Genomic DNA, 15,752 nt, shown 5'->3' on the forward strand with positions numbered 1-15,752 from the left:
GCGAGCGGCGCCTCGTTACGGATCCACGCCGTCTCACTGCTGCCACAGGCGCGGGGCCCTGCTCCGATGGCAGGACGGGACAAGCCTACCGGACGACCCGCCGGGGCCTCCGGTGATGCTCTCCGGGCGCGGTCGCTCGTGCGGGTAACCTGAGACGGTGGTGAACTGGTTCTGGAAGCGCAAGCCGCAGCGGCGTGTCCTCACCCTGCGCAGCAGGGGAGACAGCGGCGACGCCCAGCGCGTGGACTTCGCGGAGCTCGCCCCCGAGCTGAACCGCTTCCTCGGCCAGGCCGCCTACCTGCAGCTGGGATACTTCGAGACGCTCAGCCGTGGCATCCGCGGAACGAGCGAACTCGCTCGCAAGGAGGCACTGTCACGCGCCGCGGGCGCCGCCCTCGACAAGCACCGCGGCATCGTCGCGGTCATCGCCGAGCAGGGCGAGGATCCGACCGAGGTGATGCTCCCGTTCCGTGAGAACCTCGACGAGTTCCGGCGCAAGACCATCGGCGCCCGACCCGAGGAGACCCTGCTCGCCGTCTATCTCACCGCGGGCATGCTCGACGACTTCTACCTCGCGCTCGCCTCCAGCTACGGCGGCATCGGGGATCGCGTCGCCGAGATCCTGCGTCAGGACGACGCCGGCGGGGAGATCGTCTCGATCATCCAGCAGACCATCGAGAGCGACCAGGAATGGCGCTCCCTGCTGTCGATGTGGGGTCGGCGCCTGGTGGGCGACACGCTGCTCGTGTGCCGGGATGCACTGCGCCCCGGCCGCCTGCTGGCCGATGACAAGCGCATCGAACCGGTCTACACCGAGCTGATGGGCGCGCACGCGCGCCGCATGGACGCCATGGGGCTCGCCTCGTAGCATCCGGCCCGGCATTCGCCGACCCGCGGACGAGACGCCGGATCAGATGCCGAGCGCCTGCCTGGCCGCGGCGTCGTGGCGGACGCGCAGGGTGCTCATCGTCAGGGTGGCGATCGCGGCGAGCAGCAGACCGCCGCCGACGCTGGCGAGCCAGAGCCAGAAGCTGCCCTCGCCGACGCCCGCCCACTGCAGGATCGTGTACACCGCGGCCGCGACGGCCGTGGCGATCGCCGGGGTCAGCGCCACCCCGCGGAGCTCGCGGTGCGGCAAGGCGAAGTGCAGGGCCACGCCCAAAGCGCAGGCGGCGATCAGCGCCAGCAGGATGTACATGTCAGGCGACGAAGCCGACCCGGCGCGATTCCTCGGTGCCCAGCTCGATGTAGGCGAGGTTCGCGGTGGGGACGATGTAGGAGCTGCCCTTGGCGTCGCTGAAGCTCAGGTGGCTGGCGTTCTGCTCGAGCGCCGAGGTGACCTGCGCGCGCACCTCGTCGGCGCTGCTGGAGGTGTCGAAGCTCAGCTCACGACCGGTGTTGACGATGCCGATGCGGATTTCCACGCGTTCTCCTCAGGTGTCTGCGAACACCGGCAACTCTACCTGCCGGCGCCGACGCCCGGGCCGGCGTCGACACCGATTTCGCCGTGGGCGCACAGGTCGCGCGCCGGTGGTGTCGGCGCACGCCGCTACCGTGGAGAGCATGACTCAGGATGCCGCTCAGCACGACGTCGTGCACGCCGCGGCGACCGCATCCGGCGTGGTGATCGGAGCGCCGGGCACTGGCAAGACGACGGCGCTGGTCGAGCGCGTGGTCCAGCTGCTCGAGGCGGGGATGCGTCCTGAGGAGCTGCTCGTGCTGACCCCGAGCAGGCAGGCCGCGACCGCGCTGCGGGACCGCGTGGGCGTGCGGATCGACCAGGCGACCCCCGGGGCACTGGCGCGATCGCTCGGCTCGTTCGCGTTCCAGCTCGTCCGCGGTGCCGTGGTGAGCGCGGGCGAGGACCCGCCCGCCCTGCTCACCGGTGCGGATCAGGACCGCATCATCGCCGACCTGCTGGCGGGCGACGCGGAGGACGGCATGATCGACTGGCCCGACGCGCTGAGCGTTCCGGCACGCGGCAGCAAGGCGTTCCGATCCGAGCTGCGTGCGTTCCTCGCGGAGTGCACCGAGCTGGGAGCCGATCCGGCCGAACTGCAGGACAGCGGTGACGACGCGTGGCGCGCGGTCGCTGCGTTCCTGCGGCAGTACCGCCAGGTCCTCGACGACATGCGCGTCGCGCACCGCGATGCGGCCGACCTCCTTGCCGAGGCGACGGCCATCCTGCGTCGCGCGGATGCCGCGACGCTCGGGCCGCTGGCAGCGCTCAGGGTCGTGCTGATCGACGACGCGCAGGAGCTCACCCGCGGCGGCGTCGAGCTCGTGCTCGCGCTGCGCGGCAGGGGAGTGGCGGTGATGGTCTTCGGCGACCCCGACATCTCCTCCGGTGCCTTCCGGGGCGCGAGCCCGGAGCTGTTCTCGCGGCTGGCCGCCGAACTGGGCGGTGTGGTGGTGCTCGACAGACCGCACAGGCAGACCCCCGCGCTCGTCGCCCTGACCCGCAGGGTCACGCAGGCGATCGGGGCCGCGGGACGCGTGGAGCACCGGCGCGCCCCCGGGCCCCGGACCGCCGACGCGGATGACGGTGTGACGAGCTTTCTCGCCGCGTCGCCCTACGAGGAGCTCGACCGCATCGCGGGATCGCTTCGCGACTGGCACCTCTCCCAGGGCGTGCCGTGGCAGGACATGGCGGTGATCGCCCACGACACCCGCCAGGTCGCGATGCTCGAGGCCGAGCTGGCCGCACGCGAGATCCCGACCAGAGCCGCCGGCGTGCAGCGCCCACTGGGCGATGAGAGCGTCGTCCGAGACCTGGTCGGCATCGTCGAGCTGGCGCTGCTGCCCGTCGCGGAGCGCACGCCCGCCCGGCTGGAGGAGGCGATGCTCTCGCCGTTCGGCGGGATGGATGCGATCGGCCTGCGCCGTCTGCGCGCGCGCCTGCGGCACCAGGAGCTGGCCGAGGAGGGATCGACACCCGCGCGCGAGCTGCTGCGCCGCGCCATGACGGAGCAACTCCCGCTCGTGCTCATCGACGCGCCCGAGGCGAGGGCGGCCGCGCGCTTCGCGAAGACCCTTGCCGAGATGACGGCTGCGGCCGCCGCCGGCGAGACGATCCACGACCTGCTCTGGCGCGCCTGGGACGCGGCGAGGGCGGTCGACGGCCGCGCTCTGCAGACGGCCTGGCGCGAGAGCGCGATGCAGGCGACCGGCGGCGAGACCGCCCGGGCACTGGACGCACTGGTGGCCCTGTTCGACGCGGCGAAGCGCTTCGTCGAGCGCACACCCGACGCGAAGCCGGAGCGCTTCGTGCGCGACATCCTGGGCAGCGAGGTGCCCGAGGACACGCTGTCGACCCCCGATCGGCCCGGGCGGGTGACACTGCTCACGCCGGCCACCGCGCTGGGCACGCAGTTCGACGCCGTGGTGGTCGCCGGGGTTCAGGACGGCGTGTGGCCGAACGTGCGCCTGCGCGGCGGCATGCTGCGCACCTGGCGCCTGGCCGACGCGCTGACGGCGCAGCGCACCGGCGTGGAGATCCCCGCGCCGGGAGTGCTGGACCGTCGGCGCAGCGCCCTGCACGACGAGCTGCGACTGTTCGTGCGTGCGGTGTCCCGGGCCCGCACACGGCTGCTGGTCACCGCTGTCGACGACGACGACCAGACACCGAGCCCGTTCTTCTCGTTCCTGCCGGCGCCTGAGCCGCCCGAACGACATCCCGCCGCCGAGCATCCGCTCACCCTGCGCGGACTGGTCGCCAAGCACAGGCGGACGCTCACCTCCACCGCACCCGACGCCGCGAAGCGCGACGCCGCCGCACAGCTCGCCCTTCTGGCGCGCGAGGGCGTGCCCGGTGCTGCGCCGGCGCAGTGGTACGGCATCGCGCCGCCCTCCACGGACACCCCGCTGCGGAATCTCGCGATCGAGGCCGCCCGGGTGTCGCCTTCGAAGATGGAGACCTTCGAGGAGTGCGGGCTCGGCTGGGTGATCTCAGCACTCGGCGGGGACAGCGTGCTCCCGCCAGCCGCCGGCATCGGCACGATCATCCACGAGGCGATGGAGAAGAGCCCCGATGGCGACCTGACGACGTTGCGGGCGGTGCTCGCCGAGCGCTGGCCGGAGCTCGACTTCGAGACGGAGTGGATCGGGCGCAAGGAGCGCCGCCGTGCCGACCAGTTCGTCGATCGGCTGCACAGCTACCTCAGCGAGGTCCGGCGTGACGGCGGGAGGGTCCTCGCGAGCGAGGTGGAGTTCCGCTTCGCGGTGGAGGCGGCGGACGAGGCCGGAGAGGACGTCCCCGCGGTCGTGAGCCTCAGTTCCGAGACGAAGGCCGCACCGGGACAGGCCGTCATCCACGGCTTCATCGACCGCGTCGAGGCGTACCCGGACGGGGCCGGGGAGCACGCGTACGCGCGCGGCCGGGGCTGGGCGAGCATGGAGGGCGGAGAACGAGTGGTGGTCGTCGACCTCAAGACGGGGAAGAAGGAGGCCAGGGAGTCGGCGACGGACGGCAAGGTGACCGAGCACGCGCAGCTCGCCGCCTACCAGATCGCCGTGCAGCAGGGACTGGTGACCGGGGCCGATCCCGCCTCGCTCGGCGGCGCCCGTCTTGTCATGCTCGCCGACACCTTGTCCAAGAGCGATTACCGGGTCGCGCACCAGCACACGCTGGACGACGACGCGAGGGCGCAGTTCCTGCGACGCGTCGCCGAGACCGCGAGAGGGATGTCGGCCGGCAGCTTCACGGCACAGGTCGAGGCGCACTGCGCCGACACCCAGGCGCGCGTCCAGGCGTGCCGTATCCACGCGATCCCGGCGGTGAGCTCGTGACGCCCGTCGCCCGCCCCGCTGACGCGCCCGCTGACGGGGTGAGCACGGGCTGGCCGCAACCGCCGCGCATCTCGGCCACGGATGTGGCGGCCGCACTCGGGCTGCCCGCGCCGACTCCGGCGCAGCAGCGAGTGATCGAGGCACCCGCGGCACCCGCACTGGTCGTGGCGGGCGCCGGCAGCGGCAAGACCGAGACGATGTCCGGCAGGGTCGTCTGGCTGGTCGCGAACGACCTGGTGCGCCGCGACGAGGTCCTCGGGCTCACCTTCACCCGCAAGGCGGCCGGCGAACTCGCCGAGCGCATCGGCGCGCGGCTCGCGGTGATCGACGAGTACGGCCGGCGCGGTCTGCTCGCCCATCTGCCCGAGATCGTCGCCGCAGGCGACCTCCGTCGCGTCGAGGAGGCGGCGCCGGGCCGGCAGCGCGAGCTGGTGCGCACCCACGTGCTCGACGAACTGGCCGCGCGATACGGCACCGGATGGGATCCGGCCACTCCCCGCACCGCCGAAGACCTGATGATCCGTCCACGGGTCTCGACCTACAACGCGTTCGCCGACGGCATCGTGCGCGAGCACGCCGCGCGCATCGGCCGCGACGCCGACGTGGCGATGCTGAGCCAGGCCGCATCATGGATGCTCGCCCGCGAGGTCGTGCTGCGAGCCGACCTTCCCGAGCTCGAGCAGATCGACTTCGCTGTCAACACCGTCGTCGACGCGGTGCAGAGACTGGCCGGCGACGCCCTCGACCACCGCGCCGATCTCGATCGTGCCGGGCGGATCGCCGTCGACACGGCGGCATCGCTCGATCCCTACCGCAGCGGCAACGACACCATCGAGAAGGCCGTGGCGAACCTGCTGGCCCTGCCCACACTGACCGCGCTGGTCCGCGAGTACATCTCCGAGAAGCAGCGCAGGGGAGTGCTGGACTTCGCCGACCAGGTCAGCGGCGCGTTCGACATCGTCGAGTCCGCGCCCGACGTGCGGGCCGAACTGCGCGAGCAGCACCGGGTCGTGCTGCTCGACGAGTACCAGGACACCTCGGTCATCCAGACGCGCTTCCTGGCCGAGCTGTTCCGGGACTCCGCCGTGATGGCCGTCGGGGACCCGCATCAGTCCATCTACGGCTGGCGCGGCGCGAGCGCCGACAACCTGTACGCCTTCTCGAGCTCCTTCGCGCGCGAGCAGCAGGCGCGAACGTACAGTCTGATGACCAGCTGGCGCAACGACAGCCGCATCCTCGACGTCGCCAACCGCGTGCTCGAGCCGCTGCACCGCCCCGGGCTGGAGGTGCCGCCGCTCGAGCCACGCCCCGGAGCGGGCGAGGGCGCCGTCGAGGTGCGCTTCGCCTTCACCGTCGACGACGAGGCCGCCGAGGTCGCGCGCTGGTTCGCCGCGCGCCGCGCCGCTCACGCAGCCTCGGCCGCACCCGGGAACAGGCCGCACACCGGCGCGATCCTGTTCCGCTCCAAACGGCACATGCAGACCTTCGCCGGAGCGCTGGCGGCAGAGGGGATCCCGCACCGCATTCTCGGGCTCGGTGGTCTGCTCGCGACTCCGGAGGTCGTCGACGTGGTGTCCGTGCTGCGGGTCATTCACGATCCCAACGCCGGTTCCGCTCTCATCCGCCTGCTCGTCGGTCCGCGATTCGGCATCGGCGTGGCCGACATGGCCGCACTGTACGATCTCGCCTCCGAGCTCTCCCGTCGCGACAGCGCCCTGCTGCCGCTGCCCGACGAGCTGCGCGCCCGCATCCGCTCCTCCCGGGGAGCGGACGAGGCGGTGTCGATCGTGGACGCGGTCGACGTGGTGCGCAGCCTGCGCGACGACTACCGGCTGCTCGAGGGCATCACGTCGGAGGGCCGCGCCCGTCTCCGGGCGGCAGGCGAGATGCTCGAGCGGCTGCGTCGCGCGGCCACCCAGCCGATCCCCGAGCTGATCCGCCTGATCGAGCTGGAGCTGCGCCTGGACATCGAGCTGGCCACCAACGAGACTCGAGGGCCCGCCCGGGTGGCGGCGACCCAGCTTCGCGCCTTCGCCGACGAGGTGCGCGCCTTCCTCTCCGCCGATCAGCGGGGCACGATCGGGAGCCTGATCGCCTGGCTCGACAAGGCCGAGAGCACCGATGAGCTCATGCCGCGTCCCGAGCCGCCCGAGCCCGGCGTCGTGCAGCTGCTCACCATCCACGGATCCAAGGGCCTGGAATGGGACGCCGTCGCCGTGGTGCGCCTGGTCGATGACGAGCTGCCCTCGCGGGTGAACGACACCTCGGGCTGGTTTGGGTTCGGAATGCTGCCCTTCGCGCTGCGCGGCGACGCCGACGCCCTCCCCGTCTTCCGCTGGTCGCCGCCCCCTTACGACCCGACCGAACCGGCGAAGAGCATCAAGGCGGGTGTGGCCTCGCTGACCAGCGCGAGCCGGTCGGCCCCGGGCGCGCTGACGGTGTTCAAGGGCGAGTACCGCGACTATCAGAGGCAGGAGGAGCGCCGGCTCGCGTATGTGGCGGTCACGCGGGCCCGCACCGACCTGCTGATGACCGGAGCGCACTGGGCGGGGCAGAAGAGCCCCCGCACGCCCAGTCCGTACCTGCTCGAGGCGATCGACGTGCTCGGCCTCGACCCGATCGGCGAGGTGGATGCCGACGAGAACCCCTATGCCGGGGTGGGGATGACGAGGCAGTGGCCACTCGATCCGCTCGGCGGACGCCGCGCGGTCGTGACGGCCGCCGCGGATCTCGTGCGCGCCGCAGTCGCCGGAGCCGAGGACGTCGAGCCGAGCGCCGAGCTGGGCCGGCTGCTGGCGGAGCGCGATGCGCGGATGCGCGGCACGGACGCCCCGCCTCCGACCCGTCTGCCGGCCTCGCGGTTCAAGGACTACATCACCGACTTCGCCGGAACCCTGGGGCGCATCGTGCGTCCCATGCCTGAGCGGCCCTATCGGCAGACCCGGCTCGGCACTCTGTTCCACGCCTGGGTCGAACAACGCAGCGAGCAGGTCGGCGTGGGCGCGCGCATCGACGAGGGGCTGTGGGAGGCCGACGAAGACGCGTCGGACTCCGCGGATGTGTCCGCCGTCGATGCGGTGGACCTCGACCGGCTGAAGCGCACGTTCGAGCAGAGCGAGTGGGCGCCTCTGCAGCCGATCGCCGTGGAGATCGAGATCGACTTCGCCTTCGCGCAGGGGCAGATCGTCATCTGCAAGCTCGACGCCGTCTATCGGCGGGACGACCGGGACGGCCGTATCGAGATCGTCGACTGGAAGACCGGTCGTGCGCCGCGCACCGCCCGGGAGCGCGAAGAGCGGATGCTGCAGCTCGCGCTGTACCGCGTGGCCTATCACCGCCGCTTCGGGGTGCCGCTCGAGCAGATCGACGTCGCGCTGTACTACGTGGCGGACGACCTCGTCATCCGTGGTGACCGGGTCTACTCCGAGGCGGAGTTGGTCCAGCGCTGGAGCGCAGCCCGCGCCGCGCGCTGAGCCTCTTCGGCCGAATCGATGTCGCTCGGCGGCTCGGAGCCGTCGGCCCGGGCGGCAGGGCTCGATCCGCGCATCCCGCTCACCTCGGTGAGGTCCTGCGTCGGCTCCTCCCACGAGTCGTGCCGGCCACCATCCTGCCGGCCGTCGTCCTGCTGCGCGTGGCTGGCAGGACGCGTCTCGTCATCCCCGGAATCCCCGTCATGCGCGGCATCTCCCGCGTCGTTCCGTCGCGCCTGCTCGTCCTCGTCGTCCGGGGCATCCGCGTCGTCGACCTCGTCCAGCCAGAGGTCCTCGGCGCGATAGGCATCCGTCTGCATCGAGGTGTCGACCGCGGTGGCCGCGGTGTCGGGAGTGCGGTCCAGCACATCGAGAGCCGAATCCACGCCCCCGGTGTAGGCGGCGATGACACGGAGGTCGTCACTGCGCAGGCCGTCGGCGAGCGAGTCGAGCAGTGCGGCCGCGTCATCGACGATGTCCGGGCGCCGCAGCTCGTCTCCGTGCACGAGCCAGCGCGCGAACTCCAGCTCGGCGTGCAGCCGCGCTCGCACCCGCAGGGCGTCATCGGCCGCTCGGGACGAGGCGGCCACGTACGCGGCGTGCACGTCATCGGCCGCCTCGCGCGCGCCGGAGAGCCATCCGAGGTCCTCCGCCGGGTCGCCGACGGTCAGCCCGCGCCACCCGATCATCCCTGTCACGCGGGGGCCGTCATCCGGGTCGTCCTCGAAGAGAAAGGACTGCGCCTGTGCTCCCGCGAGGGTGACGGTCGTCTCGAAGCGCCACAGGTCGTCGTCGGCCGCGGCGTCCCGCCACCGTGCCGTCAGCCGCGCGGGAACGCGTCCCGTCGCCGCCGCACGGTCGATCAGCTGCTGCACGTCGCCGCGCACGCCACCGGCATCCCGCACGGCCAGTCCGGCGGCGCGCACCACCGACGCCGGCAGTGCGTGCACCGCGGCGATCGCCTCGCCGACCGACGGCGCCGCCCCGCGCCCGGAGGGGATGTGCCCGGCGTCGATCTGGAATCCCGGCATCAGATCCGTGACGAGTGCGCGCGCGTCGCCGACGGCGGTCTCGCCGACATAGGCGGGCACCCGGAACGGCAGCATCTCCCTCGCGCCCGCGGTCAGAGCGCGCAGCGCCAGCGACTCCTCCGCGAGCTCGCGCGCCGCGGCATCGTCCTCGGCCACCCGGATCACGAGCTCGCGGCCGTCGGCCAGCGTGGCCACGGCGGAATCGAACCTCCCGTCCCCGTCCGAGGTGAGCGAGCGAGCGCCGACGACCTCGGCCCCGGGCAGTGCGGCCGTGACCGCCGCCACTAGAGTGAAAGGTGAGCGTGCCATGTCCTCCAGGGTAGGTGCGCACCCCGTCGGGTGCGCTGACGCCACGCCCCCTTGCCCCGCTTTCACGGGGCGGCACGAGCGCATGGCACGAGAGCAGGAGGAGCACATGACCGCGGAGCGGGACATCCTCGACAGGGCCGCCGAGCTCCGCACGGAGACCGGCGTCATCGGCCGGATGCGCGCCGACGCGAGCGCCCGCGCCGTCGTGGTGCGGGAGGGCCGGCTGCGCATCGACGGGGACACGGTACTGCGCGTCGGGGTCGACGAGGTCGGGGACGCCGAATGGGCGCTGCTCGGCCGCGACCGCGACGGCTCGCCGCTGCTGCTGGCATCGGTCCCGCCGCTCACCGACAGCATCGACAGCGCCCCGCCGGAGACCTGGCTCGGCCTGCGGGATGCCGGCGGCGCCCTGGATCCGCATGAGACCGATCTGTTCGTCACCGCCATCGCGCTCGCCGCCTGGCTCCGCGATGCCCGGTTCTGCCCCTCGTGCGGCTCCGCGATCGCGCTGCAGCAGGCGGGCTGGTCGCGCCGGTGCGAATCCTGCGCGACGGATCACTTCCCCCGCACCGATCCGGCGGTCATCGTCGCCGTCGAGAGCCCCGACGGGGAACGACTGCTTCTCGGCGCGAACGCGAACTGGGGCGGGCGCATGCACTCCTGCTTCGCCGGTTTCGTGGAGGCGGGCGAATCGCTCGAGGACACGGTGCGGCGGGAGATCGCCGAGGAGGCGGGCGTGCGGCTGCGCGACATCCGCTACCGCTCCTCGCAGGCCTGGCCCTATCCGCGCTCGCTCATGCTCGGCTTCCGCGCGGTCGCCGTCGACGAGGACAGCCGGCCGGACGGCGAGGAGATCATCTCGGTGCGGTGGCTGACCCGCGACGAGATCGGGACGGCGCTCGCGGGGGAGGGCCCGGTCGGGCTGCCCGGCCCCGCATCGATCGCCCGGCGCCTGATCGCCGAATGGTACGAGGAGCGGCCGGCTTCCGATCCCGAAGGCGGGAGCGGAGCGCCGTGAGCGCGCTCGACGCGCTCGACGACCGGCAGCGCGAGGCGGCATCCGTGCTGCGCGGACCCGTCGCGGTTCTCGCCGGCGCCGGCACCGGCAAGACCCGTGTCATCACCCACCGCATCGCCCACGGCGTCGACACCGGGGCGTACTCGCCCTCGCGCGTGATGGCGGTGACCTTCACCGCGAAGGCGGCGGGCGAGCTGCGCGGCCGGCTGCGCGCACTCGGCGTCGGCGGCGTCTCGGCGCGCACGTTCCACAGCGCCGCACTCGCGCAGTTGAACTTCTTCTGGCCGACGCTCACCGGAGACACCGCGCCGAGCATCATCGACAACAAGGTGCGGATGCTGGGCCAGGCGGCAGACGCGATGCGGCTTCGCCTCAGCACGGCGACGCTGCGCGACATCGCCGCGGAGATCGAATGGCGCAAGGTCTCGATGATGTCCATCGAGCAGTACGCGCAGCAGGGGCGGCCGGTCACCGGCATCCGTCCCGAGCAGCTGCTCGAGCTGCAGGCGGCCTACGAGGCGCTCAAGGACGAGCGTCGCCAGCTCGACTTCGAGGACGTGCTGCTCGCCTGCGCGGGGATGCTCGAGACGGAGAGCCGGGTCGCGGCCGCCGTGCACGAGCAGTACCGTCATTTCACCGTCGACGAGTATCAGGACGTCTCGCCGCTGCAGAACCGGCTGCTCGAGCTCTGGCTCGGCGACCGGCGCGACATCTGCGTCGTCGGCGACGCCAGCCAGACCATCTACTCCTTCGCGGGCGCGCAGCAGCGCTATCTGCTGGAGTTCGGCAAGCGGCATCCGGATGCCACGGTCGTGCGACTCGAGACGAACTACCGGTCCCAGGCGCCGATCCTCGGCGCCGCCAACGCATTGATGCGCGGACGCCCGGGCGCGCTCGACCTCGTACCCGTGCAGGAGGGTGCGGATGCCGAGGCGCCGACGGTGGTCGCCTACGACAGCGAGCGCGACGAAGCCGACGGAATCGCCGCGACGATCGCGGCGCGCATCGCCGGGGGCGCCTCGCCTGCCGACATCGCCGTGCTGTACCGCGCGCACGCGCAGTCGGCGGTGCTGCAGCAGGCGCTCGCCGCCCGGGGCATCCCCACCAGCGTGCTCGGCGGGACGCGCTTCTTCGACATGCCCGAGGTGCGCCAGGCCGTGCTCGGGCTGCGGGGGGCGGCCGTGGCGCCGACGGACGCCGGGTTCCTCCCGACGGTGCGCGACGTGCTGCGCGGGCTCGGGCTCACCGTCGAGCCGCCAGAGGCGGGCGGCGCGCAGCGCGACGGCTGGGAAGCGCGCCGAGCCATCCTGCGCCTTGCGGAGGATGCTCCGGAGGGGACGACCCTGCGGACCTTCGCGGACGAGCTCATGGCCAGGGCCAAGGACCAGCACGAGCCGACTCTGCGCACCGTGACCCTGTCCACCCTGCACGCCGCGAAAGGGCTCGAGTGGCCGCATGTCCTTCTCACGGGCTGGGCCGAGGGATCGCTGCCGATCTCGTACGCCACGTCGTTCGAGCACATCGACGAGGAGCGGCGGCTTGCCTACGTGGGCATCACGCGGGCCGCGCGTACGCTGTCGGTCTCGTGGGCGAGGAGCGCGGGGCGAGGGGAGCGGGTGCCGTCTCGCTTTCTCGCGGAGATAGGGACGACGGCTCGAGGCACGGGCATTCTGCGTGATGTCGCACCGAGCGCCATGCCAGGCGCCCGTCGGGGCTGAGCCGGGCCATCAGTCCTGTGGCCCCCGCGGGAGCGCGCAGCACGCGCGCGACCATGTCCGCGGCGCGCGCGACCCTTGCCGCGCCGAGCGTCACCGTCCGACCCACCAGCTGGGCGTGCAGCATCGGCCACGCGGGGTCGCGTCGTGTCTCGTGGGCGTCGCGGCACGAGAGGCAGGGCGTGCGGCCGGGACGCACGAGCGGGCCGACCGAGATCGCCTGGTCCTCGAAGGCGACCGGCAGGTGCGGCACATCGTCTCGCAGGTAGGGGGCCAGTTGCAGAGCGGCGGCCGCGCCCTCGATCAGGACGACGGCGACGGCCCCCGGGCTCCCGTGGTCGGTCAGTGTGATGTCCTCGTCGACGAGTGCCTGCCGCATCCGCTCCACGGCCCTTCCGTCGGCGACGTTCACCGCGTCGACCCATGCCGCCGGCGAGGAGTGCGAGTCGCCGATGAGGACCGGACGCAGCCGCGCGAGCAGCTCGCGCGCGGCCGCGCGGGGCGCGCCCACGCCGTGTGCGACGACGTCGAAGGAGCCGAGCCGGATGCCCCGGTGCAGTCGTGCCAGAAGAGGCTCGACCCAGGGGGCGCCGGCATCGATGCACACGGCGTTCTCCATCCCGAACTGCACGGTGCGCTCGTCGCGCCAGAGCAGCGGGTATCGCGGGTCGAGACGGGTGAGCTCCGGCGGGGTCAGTGGACTCATGCCCCCGATTCTGATCCGAGTCGGCACGGCGCAGGGCGTGTACTCGCGATCTGTGGATGGATCCGCGACTGCGGCGATCTGTGCAGGATGAATCGCCTGATCGCCTGATCGCCTGATCGCCGGGCGCCGACGGTCAGACGGGACGGTCGCCCTCCGGGCGGTCGTCCTCGGGGCGGTCGGTGTCACCGAAGTCGTCGCCGTCCAGCAGACGCGCGAGCGCCTCGTCGAACTCGTCGGTCGCGGGAGCGTCGCCGCGCTGCGCGGCCCGGAGTCGCTCGATCAGCGCAGTCGGATCGTCGATGTCGGCGGGCTGCGGCATGAGGTCCGGGTAATCCCACAGGGAGTCGCGTGCCGCGACGCCCACGGCATCCGTCACCGCGCTCCACATCGCCGACGCCTCCCGCAGCCGGCGCGGTCGCAGCTTCAGCCCGACCAGCGCCCCCAGCGCGTCCTCGGCGGGTCCGCCGACGGCTCGGCGACGGCGAGCGGCCTCGGCGAGGCGCGCCCCGTCGGGCAGCCGGGCGATGGCCTGCGTGGTCACCACGTCGACCCAGCCGTCGATCGTCGCGATGAGGTTCTCGAGCCGGGTCAGCGCCTCGCGCTGGGCATCCGTCTGCGCCGGCAGCAGCGCACCGCCCTCGATGGCCGCCCGCAGCTCCGCCGGGTCGCTGGGATCCAGGCGGGATGCCAGGTCCTCCAGTGCGTCGATGTCGACGGTCACGCCGCGCGCGAAGTCGGTGATCTGCGAGAGCACGTGCAGGTGCAGCCACTTCGCGTGGCGGTACAGCCGCGCGTAGGCGAGCTCTCTGACCGCCAGGTAGAGCGTGATCTGATCCTCGGGGATCTCCAGCCCCTCGCCGAACGCGGCGATGTTCTGCGGGATGACGGTCGCGGTGCCTGCGGGGAGCACCGGGATGCCCACATCGCCGCCCGACACGACTTCGAGCGAGAGCCGTCCGAGCACCTGTCCGAACTGCGCGGCGAAGACCGAGCCGCCCAGGCCACGCATGAGATCACCGGCACCCTGCACCATGCCCTGCATCTCTTCGGGCACCTGGGTCTGAAGGGCATCCATCAGGGCGTCCGCGATCGAGGTCGACACGGGCGCGGCGATCTCCTTCCACACCGGCAGGGTCTTCTGCACCCAATCGCCGCGCGTCATCGCCTGCGGGTCGGAGGCGAGCTCGGAGATGGTCGTGGCCTCGCTCAGCCACAGGTTCGCCAGACCGAACGCATCCACCAGCGACGACTGCGCGCCCGCGGTGATGCCCTGGCCGTCGCGGTTGGCGAGGTGCAGGGCCTGACGCTCCGCGTTCTGCCACGGATCCGCGCTGAACATGCCCTGCATCTGCGCCATGAACCCCGACATCGCCGCCGGGTCGATCGAGGCACCCTGCATGCTCGACAGCGCGTCGCGCAGCGCCTCGGGATCCACCTGCCCGCCGGACATCATGCGGCGCAGCATCTCCTCGAAGTCGGAAGGATCCCGGTCGTCCTCAGCCATGCGAATCGCCCTCTCAGCGTGCCCGTAGCGTGTGCGCTCTACGCTAGTCACACGATCCTGTGCTCCGACCCTGGGAGCCGTGGATATCTGTACGCCGCCCGCGAACGCCCGGAGGTCACGTGTCATCACGCCGCAGCAACGGCACGGTCATCGGCATCACCGCGCTGAGCGTCTCGCTGGTGGCTCTGGTCGCGCTGACCTTCGTCCCGACGCAGTACGTCATCCAGCGCCCCGGCCCCGTCTTCGACACGCTCGGCACCGCGCTGGGCGCAGACGGTGAGGAGGTGCCGCTGATCGAGATTGACGGCGCCGAGACCTATCCGACCGGCGGCCAGCTCGACCTCACCACCGTGCAGGTCGTCGGCAATCGCGAGCGCACCCCCACCTGGTTCGAGCTGGCGCTGACGTGGTTCGACCCGACCCGAGCGGTGGTGCCGATCGACACGGTCTTCCCCGAGGGCGTCACCAGCGAGCAGCGCGACGAGCGCAACGCCGCGCTCATGGTCGACTCCCAGCACGAGGCCACGGCGGCGGCGCTCAGCGAGCTCGGCTACGACGTGGGCGCCCAGGTCGAGGTCGTCAGCGTCGTGGAGGACGCACCGGCCGAGGGCGAGCTGGAGGACGGCGACCGGATCCTCGCCATCGACGGGGTCGAGGTCGACTCCGCGACCCTGCTGCGCGACACCATCCAGGCGGGGGAGGGCGCCGAGGTCTCCCTCAGCGTGCTGCGTGACGGCGAGCCGAGAGAGATCGCGATCACGCCGGAGAAGACGACGGATGCCAGTGGCGCAGAGGTCTGGCTGATCGGCATCACCCTGACCACCGACTACGACTTCCCCGTCGACGTGAAGCTGCAGCTCGACAACGTGGGCGGCCCGAGTGCGGGCATGATGTTCGCGCTCGGGATCATCGACACCCTCACCCCCGGCGAGCTCAACGGCGGCGAGAGGGTAGCGGGCACCGGCACGATCGACGCCGCCGGCACCGTCGGGCCGATCGGCGGCATCCGGCAGAAGCTGTACGGCGCCCGCGACGCCGGAGCGACCGTCTTCCTGGCCCCGGCGAGCAACTGCGACGAGGTGGTGGGGCACGTGCCGAGCGGACTGCAGGTCTACCGCACCGCGACCCTCGAGGAGTCGCTGCACATCCTCGACGTGATCGCCGATGACGGCGACACGTCGAAGCTGCCGGTGTGCTCGGCATCCTGACCG

General features: G+C 72.3%; 10 protein-coding genes. 6 read left to right on the top strand and 4 right to left on the bottom strand.

Annotated features, from left to right (window positions below; all coding sequences use genetic code 11):
* The first annotated feature begins 157 nt into the window (after positions 1-157).
* Positions 158-868 (top strand): ferritin-like fold-containing protein, encoded by a 711-nt coding sequence (locus ACFWHT_RS05020; protein WP_378826032.1) that lies wholly within the window; start codon positions 158-160, stop codon positions 866-868.
* A gap of 42 nt (positions 869-910) precedes the next feature.
* Here the strand turns inward: ACFWHT_RS05020 and ACFWHT_RS05025 are convergent, their stop codons facing one another.
* Both ACFWHT_RS05025 and ACFWHT_RS05030 read right to left on the bottom strand, forming a co-directional pair.
* Positions 911-1,198, bottom strand: coding sequence for a hypothetical protein (locus ACFWHT_RS05025; protein ID WP_378826035.1), 288 nt, complete (start codon positions 1,196-1,198; stop codon positions 911-913).
* A gap of 1 nt (position 1,199) precedes the next feature.
* On the bottom strand, positions 1,200-1,424 hold the full coding sequence (locus ACFWHT_RS05030) for a DUF3107 domain-containing protein (protein WP_378826037.1): 225 nt from the start codon (positions 1,422-1,424) through the stop codon (positions 1,200-1,202).
* A gap of 139 nt (positions 1,425-1,563) precedes the next feature.
* Here ACFWHT_RS05030 and ACFWHT_RS05035 point away from each other — a divergent pair, with 139 nt between their 5' ends.
* A complete protein-coding gene (locus tag ACFWHT_RS05035) occupies positions 1,564-4,788 on the top strand; it encodes an ATP-dependent helicase (protein ID WP_378826039.1) in 3,225 nt (1,074 codons plus the stop codon).
* Between the two features lie 38 nt (positions 4,789-4,826).
* Positions 4,827-8,261, top strand: coding sequence for an ATP-dependent helicase (locus ACFWHT_RS05040; RefSeq protein ID WP_378827907.1), 3,435 nt, complete (start codon positions 4,827-4,829; stop codon positions 8,259-8,261).
* On the opposite strand, the gene ACFWHT_RS05045 is transcribed toward ACFWHT_RS05040, so the two are convergent.
* Entirely contained in the window at positions 8,207-9,598 is a 1,392-nt protein-coding gene (locus ACFWHT_RS05045) for a phosphotransferase (protein ID WP_378826040.1), read from the bottom strand. The two genes, ACFWHT_RS05040 and ACFWHT_RS05045, sit on opposite strands and share 55 nt — an antisense overlap.
* Positions 9,599-9,704: 106 nt before the next feature.
* Between ACFWHT_RS05045 and nudC the strand changes: the two genes are divergently transcribed.
* Together nudC and ACFWHT_RS05055 are read left to right on the top strand one after the other, a co-directional pair.
* Positions 9,705-10,616 (top strand): NAD(+) diphosphatase, encoded by a 912-nt coding sequence (nudC, locus tag ACFWHT_RS05050; protein ID WP_378826042.1) that lies wholly within the window; start codon positions 9,705-9,707, stop codon positions 10,614-10,616.
* The gene (locus ACFWHT_RS05055; protein ID WP_378826045.1) at positions 10,562-12,334 is read left to right on the top strand and encodes an ATP-dependent helicase; all 1,773 of its coding nucleotides are present in this window, start codon (positions 10,562-10,564) and stop codon (positions 12,332-12,334) included. The genes nudC and ACFWHT_RS05055 overlap by 55 nt, the downstream gene beginning before the upstream one ends.
* Before the next feature lie 836 nt (positions 12,335-13,170).
* On the opposite strand, the gene ACFWHT_RS05060 is transcribed toward ACFWHT_RS05055, so the two are convergent.
* Entirely contained in the window at positions 13,171-14,541 is a 1,371-nt protein-coding gene (locus ACFWHT_RS05060; protein WP_378826046.1) for a zinc-dependent metalloprotease, read from the bottom strand.
* A 119-nt stretch (positions 14,542-14,660) separates the two neighbouring features.
* Here ACFWHT_RS05060 and ACFWHT_RS05065 point away from each other — a divergent pair, with 119 nt between their 5' ends.
* On the top strand, positions 14,661-15,749 hold the full coding sequence (locus tag ACFWHT_RS05065) for a PDZ domain-containing protein (RefSeq protein WP_378826048.1): 1,089 nt from the start codon (positions 14,661-14,663) through the stop codon (positions 15,747-15,749).
* Positions 15,750-15,752: the final 3 nt, after the last annotated feature.

This window comes from Microbacterium sp. NPDC058342 (genome assembly GCF_042723935.1).
In the GTDB taxonomy this organism is placed as follows: domain Bacteria; phylum Actinomycetota; class Actinomycetes; order Actinomycetales; family Microbacteriaceae; genus Microbacterium.